We start from the raw sequence: 23,355 nt of genomic DNA on the forward strand, positions 1-23,355 counted from the left end.
AGAAGTGGGGTGATTTAATTTTACTACATTTTGTTGCTGTTCTCTTACTGTAACCCAACATATAGTGTTTGTAAACAGGGTCAACACAGTAAAACGTAATTCCGAGTATACCATTTAAGCCAGGATTCCGCAAAGGAAAAGGACTGGAAGATTTGAAGATTTATCAAAAAAAATTTTTGGTCAAATCAGATGACGTCATCACGTCAGTTTGAATTATAGCTCCTTCAACTGGTAGAATAAAAACAGGCAAAAATCGACTAAAAATGAGCGGCACCGGTATCTTTCGGGGCCCAAGGAAGGCGGAGCGAAATGGCAATAGCAGAAGTGACCGTAATTCCAATTGGCACCGGGACGACCAGCTTGAGCAGTTATGTGGCGGATATGCAGAAAGTATTGGAAAACCAGCGGGGCATTACATATCAGTTGACTTCCATGAGTACCATTATCGAAGGCCCGCTCAATGAAGTATTTACAGCAATTGCGGCTCTGCATGAAGCTCCGTTTCTATCGGGAGCTCAGCGTGTCTCCACATCCGTCAAGATCGACGATCGTCGTGACAAACCGGATGCCTCCAGTGTACAGAAGCTGCAATCTGTTCAAGAGAAACTTTCATCCCGTCAGGCACGGCCGAACTGACGGAAGTCAGCAGCATAAGGAAGATGGTCTTATACAATGTACTGCAAGTCTCTTTTTGGGGCTTGCGGTTTTTTGCATTTCATGGGTTCAAAGAGAAAGAGAATATGGTTGCTTCGTAGGTAATGCCTGCCCAAATTTAATCAGAGCCCGATCTAGTGTGTGATTTTTGCATATAGTGAACTGTACCTCAAATAAAAGGAGGGTTTTGCATGAGTGGAGTTGTAGGTGGATACGGCGGCGCATGGACATCGACTGGTGCCATTTTGGTTCTCTTCATATTGTTGGTTATCATTTCCAAAGCATTCCTCATCTAATAGACCCTTAACACCTAAACCATTGGTAAAGGAGGAATCTCCATGAGCGAAGTACTTGGAGGCGCAGGATACGGCGGCTGGACATCAACTGGTGCCATCTTGGTTCTGTTCATTCTTCTCGTTATCATCACTAAATCTTTCTGGGTATAATATGTTGAACTCCGCCGGTTAACCGGTGGGGTTTTTTTTGGTTTGAGGACAAGCCTACAGGAATAGTGAAAACGCCTATTTTGTCAAAGTAGGGCCATAGCCCGGTCCAGAGGTAGGCATAATACATAGCTTAGGGGTGTAGGCAAATGTTAAGGAGGAATGAACAATGAGCGAAGTAAAACCGAATTCACCGAACGGACAGGGACACGTATACGGATACGTGGGAGGATATGAGCACATGCATGGATACACAGGTCATGAAATGCATGGGTACGGATATGGTTGTGGAACTATGCCAGCGGGCTATGGCTACGGCTACGCTCATCATCCCAATCAGGCTCCAGTGCTTCATGGGTATCACCATGGTTGTGGAACTTCCTATGGACATAGCGGAGGAAGCTGGGGATCCATGGGTACGATTCTTGTACTGTTCATCCTGTTGGTCATCATCTCCAAAACGATGTTTATCTAGATCTTACAACAGCAACTGTATCAGGGAGTTGATCCATACAACTCCGATGAAAGGCGCCGAGATTGTATCGGCGCCTTTTAGCTGTCTGGACATTTTTTTTCTTAAAAGTGGACATAGAAAAACACCCGGAACCCAATTCCGGGTGCTTTGTGTATGTTTTCAATCTTCTCAAGAATAAGTGACATCCAAAACAACAAAAGCCCTACCTCTCTTTTGTCCTTGCGGCTCCGATGACCGCGCCAGTGTGAATGGGAACATCTTGTGAAACTCTGTACTACCGGGTTAATGTGATTCAGGTTCTTCAATCTTCATAGGTTAATGTGCATGTTCGCTGCGGTCGCAGCATGAAGAAAATATTCCGGGGTTTAAAGAAGACAGAAAATCATATGAGGTTGTTTAAATACCAACTCTTAGAGTATACCACAGGCTGTAATTTTTTGCAATAAAAAGGAAGGTTGAAGCATTTTTTTGAAAACAATTGCGAAAACATTTCAAATTTTTTCTTCAATAAGGTAATCCTCTTCAAATGATTCTGCGTAGGTTATAATAAGAGGGATGACACGGAAAGGGGCCCTCGCATGACTGAATCAATAGAGGACAGCAGGTTAATGCGGCAGATTGCGGAACGAGATGCTTCCGCACTGGAGCTTTTATATGACCGCTACGAGCGGGCGGTGTATTCTTTTGCTTATCGGATCGTTGGTGATCCAATGACAGCAGAAGAGACTGTCCAGGAATTATTCCTGCGGGTTTGGAACAATGCTGAACGATATGAGGCCTCACAGGGGAAGCTGACCACGTGGATGTTCGCCATTACGCGCAACATTGCAGTGGACATGCTGAGGCGAAAATCCAAAAGCGCAGCTACGACCTCAGTGGAGAACGAAACACTGGCGGCATATGCCGATGAACATACAAATACAGAAGAAGAAATAGAGCGCAAATGGGAAGGTGTCCGAATCAAGGAGGCGCTGTCCCAGTTGAATGGTGACCAGCAACAGGTCATTGAATCGATCTATTATGCAGGCTTAACGCAACAGGAGGTATCCAGCAGATTCGGGATTCCGCTGGGTACGGTAAAGAGCCGTGTCAGGCTTGCGATGCGGCAGCTTCAGAAGCTGCTCGCCGATGCTGAATTGCATCCGGACGCGGGAAGGGAGGGCATACATCCATGATAGAACGACATGAGGAATGGTCTGATCTGGCACCGGTGTATGTGCTGGGAGGACTCGAAGCGGAGGAAGTGGCAGCATTTGAAGCACATTTGGCCCAATGTGAGTCTTGTCGCCAGGAGGTGAGGGAATTGCAGGAAGTAACAGGCTTCCTGCCACTCGCGGCGGAACCTGTTGCACCGCCGCCTGGCATGCGAGCACGTGTGCTGAGCAACGTGCTTGGACACGCGCAGGAGAGCGCCGGAACGAAGCCGGCGGCTGCTCCTGCGAAGCCTGAAGCACCCGCGGTGCTTCAGGCGGATCTTGCGCCGCAGCATGAAGCGGCGCAGCCCGGGCAAGGCTTGCCGCCGGAGACGGCGGTGCCTGCAGCCCGGGCAGAAGAAGCTGCACAGGCACAGCCATGGCAGCCTCAAGGGCGCGCGCGTGCGCGCAGCAGTCGCGCCTGGCGCATAGCAAGCGTAGCCCTCGCGGCAGCGGCGCTCGTGCTCGGCATCTACGCCGGGCAGCTGCAAGGCCAGGTCGATTCGCTGAAGCAGCAAGCTGCGGGCTCATCGACAGTGCAAGAGCAGCTTGCTCAGGCGCAGGCACAGAATGCGCAGCTGCAAGAGCAGCTTGCTTCATCCCTGCAACCTGCACAGGGAATGCAGACAGGCGAAGCCGTCAAGCTTAGTCCTGCGACACAGGACATTGTGGCCCAAGGATTGGCTACCATCGTTATTGACAACAAAGGCACTCACCTGGTCGTACAGGCGGAGAACTTGCCTACTCTGGAAGGGAATGAGGCGTTCCAAGTTTGGCTGATCAAGGGCGATACACCTCAGAATGCGGGGACCTTCCTGAGCCATAATGGAACGGGAGCGGTATATTATACGTTAGACTCTGCCAACGACTACGACACGGTCGCGATCACACTTGAACCGGATGCGATGGGTGATGAGCCGCGTGGTACAATGATTCTCGCTGCCAAGATTAAAGGATAAGAAATGTCTTGCCATAACAGGCTGTTTCCTACGGGGAACAGTCTTTTTTGTATGGTTGTACGCGTACATATAAGTTAAATGAGCGATTCATAGTTAATTCCAGGATGGAGGTTTCCCGTCCGTGAAATGAATTAATTTTTTCAGTCCGAGCAACCGATAACAAATAGGAGGCTGTACCCTTAATTTCCCTCTGTCATCATCAATGGGGAGAACGGGTTTACACCTAGAGAGTGAGGGGTTAGGGTGGAAGTATACCGTTCATTTATCTTTCGTCTGATGCGAAATTATATTATCGGTTCAATGGGAGCTGTTTTTGTGGTAGGTACAGTCGTTATGGTGTCTACCTTACAAATACCAAACATTCAATTTGTACGACTTATTATCATTGTGTTGATATCACTATTGTTCATGCTTGTTGCAGAACTGATTACGTTATGGGCACAACTTGGCCCCATCCGGCAGTTTTTTGCCGCTGAGCATCATGAAAAGGGCGAATTGACAAAGATGTATGAGAGCATTCACCGTTTTCCGGGACAAACGATCTATCGTATTTTGGGTCCCCATATGCTTGGGTTTTCCCTGCCTGCTGCCGGATTGACGATATGGATGATTTCTACAGGATGGCTGGAATTTCCGTATGGATATGTCGCAGTTGCAGCGGCGTGTGCCTTATTGATCGCCGTGATGCATGCCTTAATTGAATATTTTCTGACGGTTCGGACCGTGAGACCGCTGCTGCTGGAAGTTCGCCGCAGAGGCAAAGAACAGCATGGCATGGAGCCATCTCTCGGAGGACGTGTCCTGGTGTCCATTCAGCGTAAATTTCAGCTGAGTACGGCGTTGATCGGTTTATTTCCATTATTTCTGTTCTTCCTGGCTACATCAATCCGTCTTCAGTATATGGATAGCGAGTTTGCGAAAGAGTATATTCTGTGGGCAGTTCTTATCGTTGTGCTGGGCGGGGGCTTCGCCCTTGTGGGAAGCTGGCTGCTGATTCGGGATGTTCGTGGTCCGGTTGCAGAGCTAACGGAGGAGATGAACCGAATTCAAGAGGGAGACCTGGGCAGAAGAACCCCTGATCTGTACGCGGATGAATTTTCTGCGCTCATCTCCGGATTCAATATGATGATTAATCGGCTTGAGATGAGACAAGAACGTAATCGGCAGTTGCTGCAAAGTTATTTTTCCACCTTGGCGGCTGCATTGGACGCACGGGACAAATATACGGCAGGCCATTCCATGCGGGTGGCAGAGTACTCCATTATGATTGGCAAGCTGAGTGGCATGAATGAGGAACAAGCAGATCTATTATACAAATCAGCATTGCTTCATGATATTGGGAAAATCGGCATACCCGACGAAGTGTTATTGAAAGATGGGAAACTCACTGATGACGAATTCGCCATCATTCGCACACATCCCGTTCTTGGAGAGGGCATTTTGTTACAGATTGAACCGATTGATGCCATGGCAGATTTCCTGCCGGGTGTAAGGTCTCATCATGAAAGATATGATGGCAAAGGATATCCTGATGGCATAGCAGGCCAAGAGATTCCGCTGTTTGGCCGTATCATTGCCGTGGCTGATGCTTTTGATGCCATGACGTCTGATCGTCCATATCGGAATGGGATGAGCCATGAGAAAGCGCTATCTATTTTGGAAGAAGGAAAAGGGACCCAGTGGGATCCCTATTTTGCAAGTTTGTTTATTGATGAGTGGAGGCGGCAACAGCATCTCCAGAAATCGTCGGAGCGAGGGGTCAGCTGATCCCCTCAGTCCACTTCGATTCTTTTCTGCGACGACGGAGCAGCGAGAGCCCAGTGATAATTGTAAAAACGCATTCGCCGAGTACGACCGCACCCAGGGCGTCATAGATTACATGTTGTTTAATCATTAAGGTGGACAATATAATCAGTGCTGCACCAGCAGCAACTAACACCTTAACATGTTTGCGAATACTCTGAACGGAGAGAACAGCACGCATAACCAGATAAGAATGAAGGGCATGAATACTTGGAAAACAATTATATGGACGGTCCTGGCCGTAGAGCCATCCAAGGAGAGATGCGCCTAGACCTGTACCTGTTAACTCGGGACGCGGTACCATAGTCTGAAAATTAAAATAGATCAGGTAACAGATCCAGACACAGATGTTCATGGATAACAGGACGCGATAATAAGTGAGCCGATCTTTGGCACATAAATAAGCCAAGACGCCGAAGACAAACGGATACCAACCCAGATAGGGTATGGACATGGAAGGTACATAAGGGATGATCCGGTCCAACGGGGAATTAAGAACAGAGAACCCGCGCTCCGGACTATTGAGAATATCATAGAACATCCCCATGACAGCCAAGGAAAGCATCAAGCTTAACGACAGCCAGTAGGATTTGCTTTTTAATACGTGCACAACACCGTTTCTCCTTTCATCCAGGTTCGCAAGGAACTGGATCACAGCAAATAAAATCGAACAACAATATATTCTACTACGTTCAGCGCACAAATTGAATCCTGATTTGTGTATTTTTGTGCATTTTTTTGACGACGAAGGAATGTCGAAGGTTGAATGGGCATGATATGATAGAGATGTATACGGACTAAAGGTTTTCTGTCAATGAATACACGACAACAGGAGTGAGTGAATGCAATTTTCAAAAATGTTCGTATTAAACATGGGGATGCTCATTACCATTGCTTACCTTGCTAGTGTGTTCTATAAATACGTCGTAATAAGAGCTTCATCACGAGTAAAACAGATATGTTCGTTGTTTGTACTTATTTTTGCAGGCTGGATCAGCACGGTATTTGGATTTCAGCTTAATGATGAAGTTGTCTTCGATCTTCGTTTTGTTCCTTTAATTGTTGCCGTTTTGACGTATAGACAACCCTATAGCGTGATTATCGTGGGTGTTGGGATTGGACTGACCCGGTTAACTTTCGGTATCAATGATGCTACGGTGGCTGCACTGATCAACATGTCAATCTTGGGTGTGCTGTGTGCAGGGTTGAATATATGGATGAGACGCAGTGACTACAGGCTAATTGTTAAAGGTGTCATCGTCATATTGATTGTAAATGTGGTCAATAGTGTGAACATAGCTATCGTCGGCGTTATCCCGGCTACATATTTTTTCTCACATATTATGCCGTATACCCTTCCTGTTGGTATTTTACTTAGTCTTATTTTTGCTTTTATTTTACGAGATTTCCAGAATGAACAGAATCGGATTTTGCTCATCCAGAGCACCAATCGTTTATTGTCTGTGCAAAAGGAAGAATTGCAGAAAGCTCAGATCGTGCTGGAAGACCGTGCCAAGCAGTTGATGATTACTTCGCAGTACAAATCGGAATTTTTGGCGAATATGTCGCATGAACTGCGAACACCGTTGAACAGTGTCATTAACTTTGCCCAGATGATCAGCGAGAACGGTGATACGCTGGAGCAGGAGGATGTCGTACGTTTTGCCACAATGATTGAGCATTCTGGTCAGGAGTTGCTAACGTTAATCAATGACATTCTCGATCTGTCCAAAGTGGAAGCGGGCAGACTGGATATCGTCTTGGAGGATATCAGTGTTGCCCAACTCACGGAAGATGCTATGAATCACTTCCAGTTGGTTGCCGAGAAAAAGGGAGTCCAGCTGCAACTGGACAAGAAGCCAGGACTACCAGAGACCCTCTGGTCTGATCCCCAACGAGTCCAGCAGATTTTGCGTAATCTTATGTCCAACGCCATCAAGTTTACACATCAGGGGAAGGTCACACTGACCGTGAGTACCAAGCAAATGAAAAAGTCAGGCGTTCTAAGTCAATGGATTGTTTTCTCGGTACAAGATACTGGAATTGGCATTGCTGAAGACAAACATCAATCCATTTTTGAAGCATTTCAACAGGCTGACGGGTCTATTAGCCGCAAATTTGGGGGAACAGGACTCGGCCTGTCAATCAGTCGGGATTTGGCAAGATTACTGGACGGATCGATCGAACTTAAAAGCGCTGAGGGCAAGGGAAGTACCTTCTATCTCTATCTCCCGTTGAACCGTGAAAAAATGAGTTGACAACCATCACGCTGTGAGTAGAATTTGGGGTGACAACTAGCATCGACCGGCTCTTGAAACCCGGTCTAAGGAGTGTATCCCCATACAGAAGACGGTCAACGTTAACCCTCCTCCGTTTGCAGGCAAACCACGGCGCAAGGGTTCGACACAACGCACGAATTTATCCATTGCAACATGGGAGGGTGTACCGGCAATTATTTTGCAGACGTTGCTGGGAGGCCCATTTTTAACCGGATTTCTGCTGTACCTTGGGGCCGGGTCAAGACATATTGGCTTTGTGCTCGCCATTACGACGTTTGTCAATATCGCCCAGATTGGAGCGGCTTACTGGATGCAGCGCATTCGCAGCCGCAAACGCATGCTTATATTGTTTGTAGGGGTGCATCGCATCCTGTGGAGTTCGACGGGCCTCATCCCGTTCCTGTTTCCCAAGGAGTGGTGGGTAGGCATTTATATTGGTGTGTATACGGTTGCATTCATAGCCAATACGATTGGTGGTATGATCTGGACCTCGTTGATTGGAGATATCGTTCCTGCCAAGGTGAGAGGGCGTTATTTCGGAATTCGAAACACGATTCTGAACGCACTTGGAAGCGTATGCTTATTTGCTGGAGGCATCGTTCTGGACCGTTTCCCTGGGGAAATGGGTTTCTTAATCCTGTTCATTCCGGTGTGGATTTGCGCCATAGCCAATACAGTTATTTATTGCTTTTATCCAGATGTGCCGTTTGAACGTTCAACTGAAAAGGTCTTTTGGGGCATGTTCAAGAAGCCGTTTCAGGATCCTTCCTTTTTGAGGGCTGCAATGTTCCTCGCGGCCTGGTTACTGATCCAGACGTTGATCGTTCCGCTATTTTCCTACGTGATGCTTGACCTGCTTAACATTAATTATCAGACGGTATCTATAATCACCGTGGTGCAGACGCTCGTTATGATGGCCGGATTCTATATCTGGGGCAATCTGAACGCAAGATTCAGCAATAAAACCTTATTATTTTGGACATTACCGATCATCGCACTCTCCTGTCTGTCATGGGGATTGATGTCGTTTATGCCTGTTTTGATAGCGCTTTTTTTGTCTCATATTTTTCTTGGTATTGGTGTGGGTGGATTCAACCAGCTTGCTTTCAACTTCACAATCGGAGATACACCCAAAAGCGAAAGACCGATGTTTGTCGCCGTGTATTCGGCTATGACCGGAGTGACCTCGTTTCTTGGACCGCTGATTGGTGGCTGGTTGTATGAGAGAATGGAAACCTGGCCGGACGCGATGAATTGGGTTTCCACCTATGGCTTCCAAGTAGGTGTTGGTGCAGCAATGCTGGTTCTTACGTTTACGCTTGGACGTCGTGTGCTTCTGAAATAGAGATATGTGGAGGGATGTACTTGGAAAATCACGAACGGCAAGCTCTTGTGATTGGAGCCACCGGGCTTGTGGGTGGACTACTGGTACGCAGCTTGCTTCAGAATCCGGCTTATGGCTGGATTCGTGTATTGGTCAGACGACCGCTTGAAATGGAACATCCAAAGCTGGAGCAGCATGTCGTGGATTGGGAACAACTTGAAGAGCAGAAAGATCTATTTCGCGATGTTGATGACTTGTACTGTTGCTTGGGTACAACGATTAAAAAAGCCGGCAGTCAGGAAAACTTCCGCCAAGTGGATTTTCACTACCCCGTAAAAGCCGCCAAACTGGCCAAGGAGTACGGTGTATCCCAGATGCTCGTCATCTCTTCCATGGGAGCCGATGCCGGGTCTCGTGTGTTTTATAGTCGGACCAAGGGAGAGATGGAAGAGGCATTAACGGATATCGGTTTCCGTTCACTGCACATATTCCGTCCGTCGTTAATTCTTGGAGATCGCAAAGAAAAACGGTTGGGTGAGCAGTTGGCAGCTCATGCCATGACGTTTCTGGATCGCTGGATGAAAGGCAGAGTGGATAAATACCGGGCAATCCAGGCTTCAACCATAGCTCGCGCCATGATGAACATTGCGCTTGTTCAAACCAATGGAAACCACGTGTATTCCAATGATGTTATTCATGTGCTTGGTTTGGATGAGTCCTGAGATATTCATGGTTATCCGATATTGGAATGAGAGCTAAGGGTAGACGTTTCTTGCCTGGGTGGGATCGTGGTATAATAAGCTTCAAAAATGAGTTCGAGGCTTGTCTCCTCGCGGTGGCAGGACAGCGAACATGAAGGAGAACTCATCCATGAAAAAACCAATCTCTACCGATCAGGCGCCAGGTGCCATTGGTCCATACAGCCAGGCTGTTGAAGCAGGCGGTTTCATCTATACTTCCGGTCAGCTTGGCCTGAACCCGCAAACAGGAGAATTCGGAGCCGATGTACAGGAGCAGACTCGTTTGTCCCTGAGCAACGTGAAGGCCATTCTTGAAGCAGCAGGCATAAGTATGGACAAAGTTGTGAAAACGACTGTTTTCCTGATAGACATGAATGATTTTGTTCCGGTAAACGAAGTGTACAGCACGTTCTTCGAACAGCCTTATCCGGCACGCAGCGCAGTTGAAGTTGCTCGTCTGCCGAAGGATGCTCTTGTGGAGATTGAGGTCATTGCCCTCAAATAGGGGAGACTGATATTTGCAAAGCAAGGAAAGTTACATAAAAAGCCGATTTCTGGTCAGATGACCGAAATCGGCTTTTTGAATTTATATGAACAGATCCGGATTAATCCCGATCCTGGTTACGGGCGAAGAATAGCCATACCGCATAAATGGCTAGTACGATCGCAATGATAATTGCCGTATAATATACGGAGGTAACGTCTTTTTGTTTGAGTGCGATGGCAATGTATGCCCATGTAAAGACAAGTGGGTATACGCTATCCCGGTAAGGGAAGCTCACCAGTACAGCCAGCACAAGGCCTACAATTAACATGATGATGGTCCAGGTAGGTTCGCTGAGTCCGAAGCCATCCCAGCCGATTTTATATAATAATACAGCCGCATTGATAATGGTTGCCACGCTAACCCATCCAAGATATATGCTGAACGGCAGCTTCACGAGCCAGATTTCGGCAGTTGTGGGGAGGGTGATTGCACGCGTTTTTACATATAGCATGATCAGGGACAACAGAAGCAGAACGATGACGACTAAGGCGAGACCGATTTTGAGATTTTGAAAAGCAAAGATCCACGCTACATTAAAGGCACAGCTTGCTAGAAACCAGTAACCGAGGCGGGTAATGGAGTCTCTTTTCCAAGAAGAGGGAACGAACTGATAGATGACAAAGCCAGCGAGCAGCAGATAGATCAGCCCCCATATAGAGAATGCATAGCCCGAAGGGGTGAGCAATACAGGGTACATATCCGATACTTCCTTGTTGGTTCTACCTCCGATAGGCAGCGCGTTGGAAAGATAATTTACTACGATAACAGCGATGAATCCAATCGCGTTTAACCACTTGTACGGATTGTTACGTGACATTGTGTTTCCTCCTTGGTTTTACAAAAATGAATGAACCACGGGTCAGTCTACAATGAATATACCCATTTCTTTCGCATTCTAATAAGAAGCCGCAAAAAATTCACAGGATCGTTGTCTGCCATCCTGCGGTTTTTGCCGCTCTCTTATTCGCTGTGCTACGTCTCAATGTACGCTGGTTGAAGCGGAAATATGTTAATGGCATGGACTTCTTTCTTATTCATTTGGCTGGTAAGTTTATCTATATTCGTTCACAACGTTCTGCTATACTCAAATTTAGGACAAATGTAATCGGTGGGAAGACACGGCGAAGCTGCTCCGAAAGGAGGTGGAGCCGTGTCCCTTGATTTGATCGTGAAGATTCTGGACGCTTTATTAAAGATCGTCAGTATTTGTACTGGCCTAAGAACTTTATTCAGCGTTAAGAAGACACGTAAGCACAAGAAAAACCACCGACGATAGGTTGGCCCCTTAATTCGGTGGTTTTTCATGCATTTGAAATTCGCGCCGTGGTCACCCATCGGTCTTTTGTCTGGATATCCGCAATGTTAGCGCATTGCTGATATTTTCATATTACCCAGAACTGCTTTCTAATATGACAATAACATATACTTCAATTCACTACAACTCACTACAAACGTACAATTATCATTTTGATATTGTGATAAAATGCTAATTCTCAGAGGGAGAGGAAGAAGGTTGTTTACGAGAGAAACGATGGAGAAGCAACAAACGTGGTTTTATGTTGTTGCCCTATTCGTGGGAGCAGCGATTGGGCTGGGCACCCCTGAATGGGGGTCAGCGCTGCATTATACGGTTTCACCTGTGCTTGCGATTTTGCTATATAGCATGTTTGCACAGATTCCTTTTTTACAGCTTAAAGAATCCTTATCCAACCTGCGATTTATTGGAGCTTTGCTGGTGGCTAATTTTATCGTAGTGCCTGTGGTCGTGTGGTTGTTAACCCTGGCGTTTCCGCAACCTCCTGCCGTGCTCATTGGCGTTTATCTGGTACTGTTAACGCCCTGCATTGATTACGTCATTGTTTTTACACAGTTGGGTCGGGGCAATGAGAAATTGATGCTTGCTGCAACGCCAATCCTGTTTGTTATACAAATGGTCTTATTACCAGTATATTTGTGGCTGTTCATAGGGAAGGAAGCGGCACAGGTCATGCAGGTGGGGCCTTTCGTGGAGGCTTTTCTGTTCCTGATCGTTATTCCGTTGCTGTTGGCTATTCTTACGCAAGTTGTGACCAAAGGCAAAGCCGGAGGAGAACGGGTGATGAACGCAACCGCTTGGCTGCCTGTACCCATGATGGCTCTGGCCTTGATTGTGGTTGTCGCATCGCAGATCGGGAAGGTCTACAATGATTTTGCTGTAATTGTGGATGTTCTGCCCATTTATATTATTTTTCTAGTTGCTATGCCCTTCATATCACGAATCGTAGTGGCTCTATTTCGATTGAATACAGGCGCAGGCAGGGCCGTTATTTTCAGTGCAGGGACCCGAAATTCACTTGTCGTTCTGCCATTGGCACTTGCATTACCGCAAGAGTGGGCCACAATTGCTGCCGCAGTGATAGTAACCCAGACGATCGTCGAGCTGGCGGGAGAGTTAATCTATATTCGTATTGTTCCTGCTGTCATACTGCGGGATCGCTGATTCCTTTAGAAAAGAAGATCAGGGTGTATCCATTAAGATGCATCCATATATGTAAAAAGGAAAGGGGCAATTCCCTGAGTCATGAACATGACGGGATGCCCCTTTTATCGTTTAACGAATCGAGCATTCTATTAGACGAATTTCCACAGATTCAGCGGCTCAATTAAGCATTTCCGTCAGATAACGTTTTGCGGTACTCCCCCGGTGTGATGCCCTCCATTTTTTTGAACACTTTACTGAAATACTTCTCGTCCTGATAGCCGACCATTTCCGAAATTTTTGCAATTCGTAGTGAAGGGTTCTGCAATAGAAGCTTGGCGTTATTGATTCGCAATTTGCCCAAATACTCCGACCAGTTCAATCCGAACTGCTGTTTGAATTTGCGAGATATATATTCGCGACTCAGGTAGAACCGTGCAGCAATCTGCTGCAGAGACAGGTCCTCTTGATAATGAGCATCCATATAACGTGCAATCTCACTCATTGGGTCCGGTGTTGCATGATGATGTGCAGTGAGGGCTTTTCCGGCTGCGAGCAACCGCTGTTCCAGCAGGGAGCGGAGCAAGGGCAGCGATAACAGTCCGTCACGGTCCAAAGGCAACTCGGCGAATGGAATGGATTGTTCCTCTATCGCCTCATCTTCCTCCTTCGGTGGGGCGCCTGCGGCATCGTCGAGCCAACGGCCAATCATCCATTCCATTTCATCCATCCATTGCTGTACCTGCTCCGCTGTTACGACATCGAGCCGGGTAATGGGATCAATCCATTCTGCAACGGCATTGGACACGCTGGAAGCGCGCCCGCTCATAGATGCCAGCCGTAAGGACTCCTCAAAGGTAGATAACCGCAGCCCTTTGTTTCCGTTGGAGGACTCCATTGCATCGTGAATACACTGCTTCGTTTGCAAGGCATTGCGTCGCCACAACCGCAAACTAGCTTCCTGATAGGCTCCCGAGGTCCCCGTAGGATAAAACTCACAGCTGGATATACCAAAATGAAGACGGCGTTGAATGGTCTGCTCCAGACCATCGTTCACTTTTTCGAGAATGGTTTGAAGTGTCGAGCATTGACCCCAGTATAGGAGAACGACTTCATCCGGCTGATCAAGCTGGCGGAACACGACACCTTCAGCAGGCGGGGATAACATCTCCGCACAGATATTCAGCACGGAGAATACGAGCAAATCAGGCTGACTACGATATTTTGCCAAGCATTGAGCATCGAGATGGGAAAGGCTGGTGACTGCCACACTGCAACTGTCGATCTGCTTGGGCAGATTTAATTCATCCCGCAGCCGCTGGAATTGGGTGTTATTGCTTCCGCGTCCAACGACAAGCTCTGTGAGCAGTCTGTCATGATAATGCGGACGCATCTGATTGACCACCATGGATTGTCTTGTGGACTGCACACGAACAGCATCGTCTTCTTTCCAGGCGTCGACTGCTCTAAATAAGGATGAATTCAGTTCGTCTGCTTCGACTGGTTTGAGCAGGTAGTCCGTACCTCCATAGCGAATTGCATGCCTGACCAGTTCAAAATCATCATATCCGCTGATGACCAGTACTTTGCTGTGCGGGGCATGAACAGATATCCATTCGAGCAGAGCCATACCATCCTTGCCAGGCATTCGCATATCGCTGAGTACAATTTGCGGTTGATGAGCCGTAATGGCAGCGACCGCTTCGTGACCATCTGCCGCTTCATATAAGGTATCAATTCCTGCGGCTTCCCATTGACCAAGCAGCTTAATCGCATCGCGGACGTGTTTTTCATCATCGACAATCAAGGCTTTCATGTTGTTCACTCTCCCGCGTATATTTTGACTATGATCTCTACGCCATTCGGTTCCAGATTGCCGATCGTAAGCGTGGCATTGTATCCCGGAGGTGAGTTTAGTTGGAGTCTGCGCATTACGTTACGCAATCCAATCGACTCGGTCTCGTCCGGTTCCTGAGAGGAATCGGAAGATATGGATGCCGGATGCAACCAACGCTGAATTTCGGACAACTTGTCTTCCGGAATGCACGGTCCGTTATTTTCCAGCCGAATCTGAATCCAATCGTCAGGCGTTCGCTGACTGGATATGCGTATCCTACCTTTGCCAGGCTGAACATCCGCTCCATGCTTAAAGTAATTCTCAATTAAAGGCTGCAAGGTCATCCTCGGCATTTCTGCGCGCAAGGTATCTTCGGCAAAATCCAGTTCAACCTCCAGGCGGTCACCGAACCGCTCTTTTTGTAGTTCCAGATAGAGCCGTGCATGTTCGGCTTCTTCGTTCAAAGTGACCCGGGTCTGGTCACGCATGCTGTAGCGCAGCATTTTGGATAGGGAAGATAGCAGCACATACACCCGTTGTCCTTGCTGTTGAAGCGCAAGTGTACCGATGGATTGCAACGTATTATACAGAAAATGGGGATGAATCTGGGCTTGCAGCGCTTTAAGCTGATTCGTTTTATTCGCAATTTCAAGGCGATATTCCCGCAAAATCAAGTTGTTCACCGTATCCATCATATCCCGGAAATGACGGGCCAGCACACCGATCTCGTCCCGACTCGTTAAACGGATATCCACATGCAGGCGTCCTGCCTGAATCTGGTTCATATAACGCATTAATTGCTTGAGCGGTCCGGTGATCCGGATCGAGATGAACAAGGTTGCCACAATGACCAATAACAGCGCAGCAATAGCGATCATGGCATTATTCCACGTTAGAGTGGTGGCACTCGCGTACAGCGTTTCATTCGGAATCTGTTTTACAATGGTCCAGTCTGCAAATTGGCTTCCTAATTGCTGATACACATACATTGAATGATCTTGTTCAAAATGCCCTGAAGCGGTCTGTACGGTCCCTTCACCGGAACGTGCTGAATTCAGCTCAGTCGCTGCTTCCTGCCGTAATGCATCCGTTCCGCTGACTTCCGACTTTCCTTCGAAAATGATCTGGTTCTTATTGTCGATGACATAGATCTGTTCCTTTGTCGGATCATACAGTCTGCTGCAGATTTCGGCAATGGTATCCATGTTCAAATCGATGGCGAGCACACCCAATCGTTCTGTCGAAGGTACATCCTTGATCACACGGTGAAGGGTAATCACTGTTCTTGGAGGATCATCCGCTGACGCTGCCTTGAAGCCGTAAGAATGACTAAGGTGAGCCGATTCGACCCAGATATCCGGGCTTTTATCGTTCGATTTTCCATGAAGCGAGTCGGAGTAGGCCTGTTTGCGTTCTTCCCGCTTCGGGAAAGGATTGGCAATTAATGTCGATTGATTGGCAGCAAAAGAGTGCAGATACAGCTGGAATACATCGGGCACAGCCGAACGTATCGTCTGCAGAGTGGTGTATACCTCGGCAACTGCGCGATAGTCGCCGGGGATTTTCGCCAGATTTCGCAGAAAATTCGGATCGTTGTACACAGCAAGCGAAGCTCTTGCCACGTTATCCACGTAATTGTTGAGATTGGTGGACGCCTGAAAGATTAGGCGTTTGTTCTCTGCGACGGCCTGCTCACGCAGGGCGGTCTTAGTCTGGATAAACGTCATGCTGATGGATGCCAGCAGCGGGATCGTCGTGGCAATGAGCATAAAAGCGATTAGCTTGGTGCGAATGCTGTAGTATTTTGACATCGTGACACCCCTTCTGGTTGCAGGTTAAGAGAGGACAATATTTTACACCCAACTGTTCACCAGGGTCGGTGTTTCCCTGTGCGAGAATGGGGTTTAATAGAACAAGAGACCAATTTCATCCATCTATAGAAGGGGAGAACGATATGAAGCATCGCAAATCTTCACAGCTGTTACAGCAGCTTGTGTTCGTGGGTCCCTCCATCGTCTTTTTTATTCTCATTATCGTGGTCCCTTTCCTGCTTGGCATGGTATATTCCTTTACCGACTGGAACGGGGTGTCGGCGAACATTCATTGGGTAGGATTCGATAATTTCAAGCAAATTTTTGCGAATGATCCCAAGTTTCTATCTGCGTTTTGGTTTACGGTGCGCTTCACCGTGGTTGGTGTAATTTTGACCAATGTTATCGGTTTTTTCCTGGCGTATTTCCTGACCAAGCCGCTCAAGACGAGAAACTTTCTGCGCACGATCTTTTTTATGCCTAACGTGATCGGTGGATTGTTGCTCGGCTTTATCTGGCAGTTCATATTTGTGAAAGGGTTTTCAGCAGTAGGCGACGTAACAGGTTGGTCCTTCTTCAACCTCCCTTGGTTAGGAGACGAGCCAACGGCCTTCTGGGGTATCGTCATTGTATTTGTTTGGCAGACCGCAGGGTATCTGATGGTCATCTACATCTCGTCCTTGACCAACGTATCACCTGATCTGCTGGAAGCTGCCGAAATTGATGGTGCCAGCCGCTGGCAGGTACTGCGCAGCATTATTTTCCCGCTCATTATGCCGGGAGTCACAATCTGTCTTTTCCTTGCCATCTCCTGGTCATTCAAAATGTTCGATCTCAATCTGTCGCTGACCAAAGGCGGACCGTTTGGATCAACAGAATCGGTAGCACTGAATATTTACAATGAGGCTTTTGTGAATAATCGGTATGGCATCGGTACAGCCAAAGCACTTGTGTTCTTCGTAATCGTTGCCATTATCACCATGATTCAGGTGCGTGTGACGAAGAGCAAGGAGGTGGAGGCATAGATGGAAACGTCAAAAAATTACCGCTTCAGTACCATTGTAACCGAGATTGTTATGGTGCTCATTGGATTATTGTTCCTGGTTCCGTTTTACTTCCTGTTTGTCAATTCGGTCAAAACATTCGGTGACCTGCTTACCAATTCGGCAGCATGGCCAGAGGTATTCCAATGGGGCAACTATGCGAACGCCTGGGAGAAAATCAAGTTCCCATCAGCGCTGATGAACTCGCTCATCGTCACTGTAGTCAGCAATCTGCTGCTGGTGTTGATCAGCTCCATGGCGGCCTACCGAATGGTACGCAGCGATACACGCTTCAACCGGATTTTGTTCGGCATGTTCATTGCCGCCATGGTGATTCCGTTTCAGTCTATCATGATTCCACTCGTTACCGTAACCAGTAATCTTGGACTGATCGACAGCCTCTTCGGACTCATCATCTGTTATCTCGGTTTTGGCGCACCGATGTCCATCTTCCTGTTCCACGGATTCGTCAAATCGGTTCCGCTCGAAATTGAAGAGGCAGCTCGGGTGGATGGAAGCTCCGCCTACGGCGTGTTCTTCCGGATTGTATTCCCGCTGATGAAGCCGATGTATGTAACTGTCATCATCCTGAATACACTCTGGATCTGGAATGACTATCTGCTGCCATCCCTGATTCTGCAAAGCTCCAATTTGCGTACAATTCCGATTGCGACCTTTGCGCTCTTCGGACAATATACGAAGCAATGGGATCTTGCCCTGCCTGCACTGGTGCTTGGTATCATGCCAATTATCATCTTCTTCCTGCTGATGCAGAAATACATCATTCAGGGGATTACTGCTGGATCCGTTAAAGGGTAAGTGCGAGGGCGGACCGCTCCGTGATCATGTGCGCTTACGGTCGCTGTTGCTCCTCGGTGGCCTGAATGAATTCAGGTAAAGAAGCCACCGAGTATCAAAGGCGAACGCTCCGCTCCTCCAGCGCATCATGATCCCTCCGCTCCGACCTCGCACGGAGGTGTGCAAGGGAGTCATGCCCGCTAAGCATGGGCCTGACTCCTGAGGGGAAATGATAAAAAGATGGTCAAAGTTTTAACGAACTCACCGCATCTTATGAGGTGAATAATTGAGGCATGCAAAGGGGAAGCACCGATTCGGGAACGGTTGTAAATCAATCTCCCCCTGCATCCTGGTGGCTAAAAAATGCAACGAAGCTGTTATACTGAAACTACTATAGGGAGAGTGTATGTATGAAAAGAATGACCAAGTTGACGTTGCTTATGCTGATTGCTTTTTCTGTAATGCTTGCGGGTTGTGGCAACGGAGATAAGAGTGGAAGTCCTGTCAAAACAGACGGCCAAGGTGGCGGAGAGGCTGCTGCAGGAGACAAAACCATTAAAATCTTTCAATTCAAAGTCGAAATTGCGGAAGCGCTTAACCGTCTCAAAGCGGAGTATGAATCCTCTCATCCAGGCATCAAGTTGGACATTCAGACCGTGGGTGGCGGCAGTGACTACGGCGCTGCATTGAAAGCCAAGTTCGCTGCTGGCGAACAACCGGACATCTTCAACGTTGGTGGTTATCGTGAACTGGACACATGGCTCGAATACCTGGAAGATCTGTCAGGTGAAGCATGGGTAAAAGATGTGCTTGATGTTGCCAAAGAGCCAATGACCAAAGACGGCAAACTGTATGGACAGCCGCTGGCATTGGAAGGCTATGGCTTCATTTATAACAAAGATCTCTTCCAAAAAGCAGGCATCACTGAAATTCCAACGACACTGGAACAATTGGATCAGGCTGCACAGAAACTTCAAGCCGCAGGCATTACCCCGTTCTCCAATGGATATCAGGAATGGTGGGTACTCGGCAATCATAACGTAAACGTGGCATTTGCGAATCAGGCAGATCCGGTGAAATTTATTCAAGGTCTTAACGAAGGTACGGAGAAAATCCCTGGCAATCAGGTGTTCACCGACTGGATGAACTTGCTCGACTTGACGCTGAAATACAGCAACAAAAACCCGCTTACAACCGACTACAACACACAGGTAACCCTGTTTGCCACTGGAGAAGCAGCGATGATGCAGCAAGGGAACTGGACACAGGTACAAATTGATGGCATCGATCCTAATCTGAATCTCGGCATTCTGCCGATGCCAATTACGAATGAACCGAACGACAAATTGTTTGTTGGCGTACCGAACTACTGGGTTGTGAACAAGAATTCGCAAGTGAAACCGGAAGCGAAAGAGTTTCTGGAATGGCTCGTGACATCTGACATCGGGAAACAGTATATGACCAAAGAATTCAAGTTTATCCCGGCGTTCAGTTCCATTCAGGCATCTGAAGAGGATCTGGGTGATCTCGCAACCGATATCATGAAGTACAGCCAGGAAAACAAAACATTAAGCTGGAACTTTAACCGTTTCCCTGAAGGCGTTCCACAAGAATTCGGTAGTACGATTCAGGCTTATGTAGCAGGTAAATCGGACAAAAAAGCCCTGCTTGATGCATTGCAGCAAAACTGGGATAGTCTGAAAAAATAATCACTCGGATTAGCTATCCGTATAAGTAAAATAGTGCTGTCTCATCCTTGAATGGTTATCCACATACTAATATCCACAGGCTATTGGAGCCATTCGCAAATGATATGAATAAGTAGTCAACTTAAATAGGTCAACCAGAATTATATTCTGGTTGACCTATTTTTTAGTTTTTGGACTCCGCTAGCGCAGATCGGAAGAATAGCATGAGATAATGCTCCTGAAATGTGGATAACCTCATCATATATAGAGGCTCAATAACCTATTTAACACAGAGTTAATACTATATGTGGATATCCTGTGTGTACAATGTTCTAAATGTGGACAAGTTCGAGAAAATTGGGGCAAAGATCATCTTTTGTTAACTACATAACTTGCGTTTGTTTATTTAGTACTATATAGTTCTATTTATGACAAATCAAAAATCGATCTCAGGTTCTGTGAAATCCAAAAGTTCAAATCCGGTTAATCGGACCAAGGCAGTCGAAGTTGCTGCTCAGTTATTTTTGCGTCAGGGATACAGCTATGTCAGCATGGATGAGGTCGTGCGGGCAAGCGGGGTATCCAAATCGAATATCTATTACCATTTCAAAAACAAGGAGGAATTGCTCCAGTCCGTGGTGCAGTACTGGATTGCCCAGTATGAATCGGAGCTCTACCTGCTGCTCAGTCAGCGTGAACGAGAGGTTACAGAACGGATCTATTCGTTCATGGCGTTACTGTCCGCAGGCATGGAAGGGCGGGATTATAAAGGAAGTTGTCCGTTTATTACATTGTATATGCAGACACCAGCCAGCGCACCCGAAGTGAAAGAAAGTATAGCCCGTTTCTTCCGTGAGCTGCAGCCGATGATGGAAAAGCTGTTGCAGCAAGGGGTGGATCGTGGCGAATTTCGTAAAGGGATTGAGCCTGGACCCGCGGCTGCATTATTTATCGCTGCATTCGAGGGTTCACTTGTACTCGCGGAGACTGCGCGTGATATAGGGATTATTGAACAATCAGCACGTACATTTTGTCAGATGCTTCGGTAAACGAAGCTCTTTTTTTAAATATTACTAGTACTATATAGTACTAAAATAAATAGGGATAAAAGGGAGAGAGATTAGAAATGAGTATACATAATTCATCATTATCAAATGCAGAACGTAAGACTGACCTCAATCCAGCTATGAACAACATGGCGACTGAATCAACGACTATTTTGATGACAGGCAGTACCGGATTTATAGGCAAGGAGGCAGTGAAACAACTTGGAGACAGTGAAGCGCAGTTATTACTGCTTGTACGCTCTGAATCCAAAGCGAGGATGGTTCTGAATGCATATGGAGTAACGGATTTCAGCCGAATAACGTATATTCAGGGGGATTTGTCAGCTCCAGGCCTCGGTCTGACCAAAGCTGATCGTGAGCGTGCTCATCAGGCCAATATCATAATTCATGCAGGTGGGACGATGGATGTCACATTGCCACCGAAGGTGGCAGAACAGATTTTTATGAATGGAGCAAGAGGCATGGCCGAACTGGCCGAAGAAATCCAGCGTACACACGGATTGAGGCACTTTATCCACGTGGTTGGTTTTATGAGTCCCTATGGAAGGAAGGATTCTCCGCCCATATCTTCAACGAATGAAGATGTTGGGGATAAGTCGAGCGGGCAGAAGTCATTGATTAGCAAAGCCTTCCATTCGGAAAGTGCTTATGAACATATGAAATTCGAAGCCGATCGTTATATTCGACAGCATGCAGAACAACATTCGTATGTCTTATCTGTTGTAAACCCGAGTACAATCGTGGGTCCATATCCCACTGGAGCAACCGAACAAACGGGCGGAATTGGCATGATGATACAGGCGATGAGAAGGCGTAGAATGCCGATGATTCCCGGTGGTCTACAGCACTGGCTGCCCCTCGTATCCAATGACGTGGTTGCACAGACCCTTGTTTTCCTGACTCAGGACAGCAATCCATCCGGCGGCACATATCCCCTGTTGTCCAGAAAAGCGGACAGTCCGGATATGAAGGAAATGATTCGGTTACTAGCGGCGGAGTTGGATGTATCTGCACCTCGATGGTCAGTACCCCTGCCCATGATCCATGCAGCGATGAAGGCTGGTGGCACAAAGATTAGCGGAATACCGCCCGAATCAATCGCGTTTATTACCAAACAGGAGTTTGAAGTGCAGCAAACGGAGCGGTTGTTTCAGCGAATGGGACTAAAATTGCCTGAAGTTAGTGAGTTATTACCTTACGTAACAGCTGATTTGGATTATCGTTTCAGCTATCCTGCACAGGAGGATTTGCCTCAGGGTTGGACTCGAACACGTAAGGGAAGTCTTGCGGTGCTGGTCTATGAGGGCAAGGGGGAGCCTTGGGTGATTGTTCATGGTTTGATGAGCAGTGCTGACGATATGATCCCGCTGGGAGATGCGTTATGGAGTATGACGGGAAACCCGATATGGCTTGTCGATCTTGCCGGATTTGGGCGTTCTCCGGTTCATCGGAACAAGGTAAGAGGGACGGCCTTCAAAGGGCAGGTCGAAGGGGTGCGAAGTGTGCTGGATGAGATACAAGGTCCGGTCAAACTGGTAGGACATTCTGTTGGGGCAGCCATAGCCGCGGCGGTGATGCAGGAGAGTGGACGTGAAAATATTCAGCTTGCCATGCTGCAGCCCGTATGGGGAGCCTCGAAAGATGGTATGCAGCGCCTAATATCAAGACTCCCGAGAAGAATGCTGCAAGGACTGTTATCTCGGATGTCTCCACAGCAATTGGCTGGGCAGTTAAAAAGAGCAGAGGCTGCGGGGATCAATCCAACCGTGCTGGAAGGTTATGCGAGGAGATCTTCTTCTGGTATGAAGTCTCCTCGCATCGCAGGAGCGAATGCTGATTTGCTCCACTGGATACAGTCCCATCCAAATGATAAAGTGTCACAGACAAGTGCAGATGCGCAGCGCACACTCATGGTTTGGGGGACGAACGATAAGGGATACACGCGCCCCGAAAATATCCATTCATCCGTTCAACGTGTGGAACTTCCCTATGGGCATCACTTTCCCCTGTTTCATGTGGAAGAAACAGCTTCACTGCTTGTGAAATGGCAAATGAAGAGACGGTAAGCGAAGAAATGAAGTGTGCATTCCCTAAATTACAAAATATTCAGGTAGCTCGATAATAAAATGTTAAATTATATTACACATACAGTTAGATAAACGGAATGAAAACGTTATTTTCACTCCCATTTATACTTGTCGCACAATAAAACGATGCTCATTTTGGCAAGGCAGTA

The 23,355-nt window shown here is 47.3% G+C and carries 21 protein-coding genes; 17 read left to right on the plus strand and 4 right to left on the minus strand.

Annotated features, from left to right (window positions below; all coding sequences use genetic code 11):
* Positions 1-309 precede the first annotated feature (309 nt).
* From PTQ21_RS07865 to PTQ21_RS07895, 7 genes are all read left to right on the plus strand, one after another.
* Positions 310-636 carry an MTH1187 family thiamine-binding protein gene (locus PTQ21_RS07865; protein WP_063568261.1) on the plus strand — a complete coding sequence of 109 codons (327 nt, stop codon included), beginning with the start codon at positions 310-312 and terminating at the stop codon, positions 634-636.
* 209 nt (positions 637-845) lie between these two features.
* On the plus strand, positions 846-950 hold the full coding sequence (locus PTQ21_RS07870; RefSeq protein WP_017690880.1) for a hypothetical protein: 105 nt from the start codon (positions 846-848) through the stop codon (positions 948-950).
* Between the two features lie 42 nt (positions 951-992).
* The gene (locus PTQ21_RS07875) at positions 993-1,100 is read left to right on the plus strand and encodes a sporulation protein YjcZ (protein ID WP_197521564.1); all 108 of its coding nucleotides are present in this window, start codon (positions 993-995) and stop codon (positions 1,098-1,100) included.
* A 166-nt stretch (positions 1,101-1,266) separates the two neighbouring features.
* Positions 1,267-1,572: a hypothetical protein gene (locus tag PTQ21_RS07880; RefSeq protein WP_063568262.1), complete on the plus strand. Its 306-nt coding sequence runs from the start codon at positions 1,267-1,269 to the stop codon at positions 1,570-1,572.
* 578 nt (positions 1,573-2,150) lie between these two features.
* Complete coding sequence (locus PTQ21_RS07885; RefSeq protein ID WP_064642567.1) at positions 2,151-2,747, plus strand: RNA polymerase sigma factor; 597 nt, start codon at positions 2,151-2,153, stop codon at positions 2,745-2,747.
* Complete coding sequence (locus PTQ21_RS07890; protein WP_072734907.1) at positions 2,744-3,724, plus strand: anti-sigma factor domain-containing protein; 981 nt, start codon at positions 2,744-2,746, stop codon at positions 3,722-3,724. The genes PTQ21_RS07885 and PTQ21_RS07890 overlap by 4 nt, the downstream gene beginning before the upstream one ends.
* Before the next feature lie 243 nt (positions 3,725-3,967).
* Entirely contained in the window at positions 3,968-5,491 is a 1,524-nt protein-coding gene (locus tag PTQ21_RS07895; protein WP_274569387.1) for an HD-GYP domain-containing protein, read from the plus strand.
* On the opposite strand, the gene PTQ21_RS07900 is transcribed toward PTQ21_RS07895, so the two are convergent.
* Positions 5,484-6,137 carry a phosphatase PAP2 family protein gene (locus PTQ21_RS07900; protein ID WP_079695791.1) on the minus strand — a complete coding sequence of 218 codons (654 nt, stop codon included), beginning with the start codon at positions 6,135-6,137 and terminating at the stop codon, positions 5,484-5,486. The two genes, PTQ21_RS07895 and PTQ21_RS07900, sit on opposite strands and share 8 nt — an antisense overlap.
* Positions 6,138-6,369: 232 nt before the next feature.
* Between PTQ21_RS07900 and PTQ21_RS07905 the strand changes: the two genes are divergently transcribed.
* The 4 genes from PTQ21_RS07905 (at position 6,370) to PTQ21_RS07920 (ending at position 10,375) form a co-directional block, all read left to right on the plus strand.
* Positions 6,370-7,785: a sensor histidine kinase gene (locus PTQ21_RS07905; RefSeq protein ID WP_079695790.1), complete on the plus strand. Its 1,416-nt coding sequence runs from the start codon at positions 6,370-6,372 to the stop codon at positions 7,783-7,785.
* A gap of 208 nt (positions 7,786-7,993) precedes the next feature.
* Positions 7,994-9,151 carry an MFS transporter gene (locus PTQ21_RS07910; protein ID WP_244552209.1) on the plus strand — a complete coding sequence of 386 codons (1,158 nt, stop codon included), beginning with the start codon at positions 7,994-7,996 and terminating at the stop codon, positions 9,149-9,151.
* Between the two features lie 20 nt (positions 9,152-9,171).
* The gene (locus PTQ21_RS07915; RefSeq protein ID WP_274569388.1) at positions 9,172-9,852 is read left to right on the plus strand and encodes an oxidoreductase; all 681 of its coding nucleotides are present in this window, start codon (positions 9,172-9,174) and stop codon (positions 9,850-9,852) included.
* A gap of 148 nt (positions 9,853-10,000) precedes the next feature.
* Positions 10,001-10,375, plus strand: a complete 375-nt coding sequence (locus tag PTQ21_RS07920) for a RidA family protein (protein ID WP_274569389.1) — start codon at positions 10,001-10,003, stop codon at positions 10,373-10,375.
* 100 nt (positions 10,376-10,475) lie between these two features.
* On the opposite strand, the gene PTQ21_RS07925 is transcribed toward PTQ21_RS07920, so the two are convergent.
* Positions 10,476-11,234: a tryptophan-rich sensory protein gene (locus PTQ21_RS07925; protein ID WP_063567998.1), complete on the minus strand. Its 759-nt coding sequence runs from the start codon at positions 11,232-11,234 to the stop codon at positions 10,476-10,478.
* A 714-nt stretch (positions 11,235-11,948) separates the two neighbouring features.
* Between PTQ21_RS07925 and PTQ21_RS07930 the strand changes: the two genes are divergently transcribed.
* Positions 11,949-12,896, plus strand: coding sequence for an arsenic resistance protein (locus PTQ21_RS07930; protein ID WP_079695918.1), 948 nt, complete (start codon positions 11,949-11,951; stop codon positions 12,894-12,896).
* Between the two features lie 163 nt (positions 12,897-13,059).
* Here the strand turns inward: PTQ21_RS07930 and PTQ21_RS07935 are convergent, their stop codons facing one another.
* A complete protein-coding gene (locus tag PTQ21_RS07935; RefSeq protein WP_274569391.1) occupies positions 13,060-14,691 on the minus strand; it encodes a response regulator transcription factor in 1,632 nt (543 codons plus the stop codon).
* A 5-nt stretch (positions 14,692-14,696) separates the two neighbouring features.
* Positions 14,697-16,523, minus strand: a complete 1,827-nt coding sequence (locus tag PTQ21_RS07940; protein ID WP_274569392.1) for a cache domain-containing sensor histidine kinase — start codon at positions 16,521-16,523, stop codon at positions 14,697-14,699.
* 143 nt (positions 16,524-16,666) lie between these two features.
* Between PTQ21_RS07940 and PTQ21_RS07945 the strand changes: the two genes are divergently transcribed.
* The 5 genes from PTQ21_RS07945 (at position 16,667) to PTQ21_RS07965 (ending at position 23,185) form a co-directional block, all read left to right on the plus strand.
* Positions 16,667-17,548 (plus strand): carbohydrate ABC transporter permease, encoded by an 882-nt coding sequence (locus PTQ21_RS07945; protein WP_063567994.1) that lies wholly within the window; start codon positions 16,667-16,669, stop codon positions 17,546-17,548.
* A complete protein-coding gene (locus PTQ21_RS07950; RefSeq protein ID WP_053779743.1) occupies positions 17,549-18,385 on the plus strand; it encodes a carbohydrate ABC transporter permease in 837 nt (278 codons plus the stop codon).
* Positions 18,386-18,774: 389 nt separating this feature from the next.
* Positions 18,775-20,073 (plus strand): ABC transporter substrate-binding protein, encoded by a 1,299-nt coding sequence (locus PTQ21_RS07955; RefSeq protein ID WP_063567993.1) that lies wholly within the window; start codon positions 18,775-18,777, stop codon positions 20,071-20,073.
* 407 nt (positions 20,074-20,480) lie between these two features.
* Positions 20,481-21,101 carry a TetR/AcrR family transcriptional regulator gene (locus tag PTQ21_RS07960; RefSeq protein ID WP_274569398.1) on the plus strand — a complete coding sequence of 207 codons (621 nt, stop codon included), beginning with the start codon at positions 20,481-20,483 and terminating at the stop codon, positions 21,099-21,101.
* 77 nt (positions 21,102-21,178) lie between these two features.
* Entirely contained in the window at positions 21,179-23,185 is a 2,007-nt protein-coding gene (locus PTQ21_RS07965; RefSeq protein WP_274569399.1) for an alpha/beta fold hydrolase, read from the plus strand.
* Positions 23,186-23,355: the final 170 nt, after the last annotated feature.

Source organism: Paenibacillus marchantiae (assembly GCF_028771845.1).
Taxonomy (GTDB): domain Bacteria; phylum Bacillota; class Bacilli; order Paenibacillales; family Paenibacillaceae; genus Paenibacillus; species Paenibacillus marchantiae.

Coding starts and splice junctions, on each gene's coding strand:
- PTQ21_RS07870 (WP_017690880.1), top strand. CDS start 846: ATGAGTGGAGTTGTAGGTGGATACGGCGGCGCATGGACATCGACTGGT.
- PTQ21_RS07945 (WP_063567994.1), top strand. CDS start 16,667: ATGAAGCATCGCAAATCTTCACAGCTGTTACAGCAGCTTGTGTTCGTG.
- PTQ21_RS07925 (WP_063567998.1), bottom strand. CDS start 11,234: ATGTCACGTAACAATCCGTACAAGTGGTTAAACGCGATTGGATTCATC.
- PTQ21_RS07940 (WP_274569392.1), bottom strand. CDS start 16,523: ATGTCAAAATACTACAGCATTCGCACCAAGCTAATCGCTTTTATGCTC.
- PTQ21_RS07865 (WP_063568261.1), top strand. CDS start 310: ATGGCAATAGCAGAAGTGACCGTAATTCCAATTGGCACCGGGACGACC.
- PTQ21_RS07950 (WP_053779743.1), top strand. CDS start 17,549: ATGGAAACGTCAAAAAATTACCGCTTCAGTACCATTGTAACCGAGATT.
- PTQ21_RS07930 (WP_079695918.1), top strand. CDS start 11,949: ATGGAGAAGCAACAAACGTGGTTTTATGTTGTTGCCCTATTCGTGGGA.
- PTQ21_RS07890 (WP_072734907.1), top strand. CDS start 2,744: ATGATAGAACGACATGAGGAATGGTCTGATCTGGCACCGGTGTATGTG.
- PTQ21_RS07935 (WP_274569391.1), bottom strand. CDS start 14,691: ATGAAAGCCTTGATTGTCGATGATGAAAAACACGTCCGCGATGCGATT.
- PTQ21_RS07920 (WP_274569389.1), top strand. CDS start 10,001: ATGAAAAAACCAATCTCTACCGATCAGGCGCCAGGTGCCATTGGTCCA.
- PTQ21_RS07905 (WP_079695790.1), top strand. CDS start 6,370: ATGCAATTTTCAAAAATGTTCGTATTAAACATGGGGATGCTCATTACC.
- PTQ21_RS07885 (WP_064642567.1), top strand. CDS start 2,151: ATGACTGAATCAATAGAGGACAGCAGGTTAATGCGGCAGATTGCGGAA.
- PTQ21_RS07880 (WP_063568262.1), top strand. CDS start 1,267: ATGAGCGAAGTAAAACCGAATTCACCGAACGGACAGGGACACGTATAC.
- PTQ21_RS07875 (WP_197521564.1), top strand. CDS start 993: ATGAGCGAAGTACTTGGAGGCGCAGGATACGGCGGCTGGACATCAACT.
- PTQ21_RS07965 (WP_274569399.1), top strand. CDS start 21,179: ATGAGTATACATAATTCATCATTATCAAATGCAGAACGTAAGACTGAC.
- PTQ21_RS07955 (WP_063567993.1), top strand. CDS start 18,775: ATGAAAAGAATGACCAAGTTGACGTTGCTTATGCTGATTGCTTTTTCT.
- PTQ21_RS07960 (WP_274569398.1), top strand. CDS start 20,481: ATGACAAATCAAAAATCGATCTCAGGTTCTGTGAAATCCAAAAGTTCA.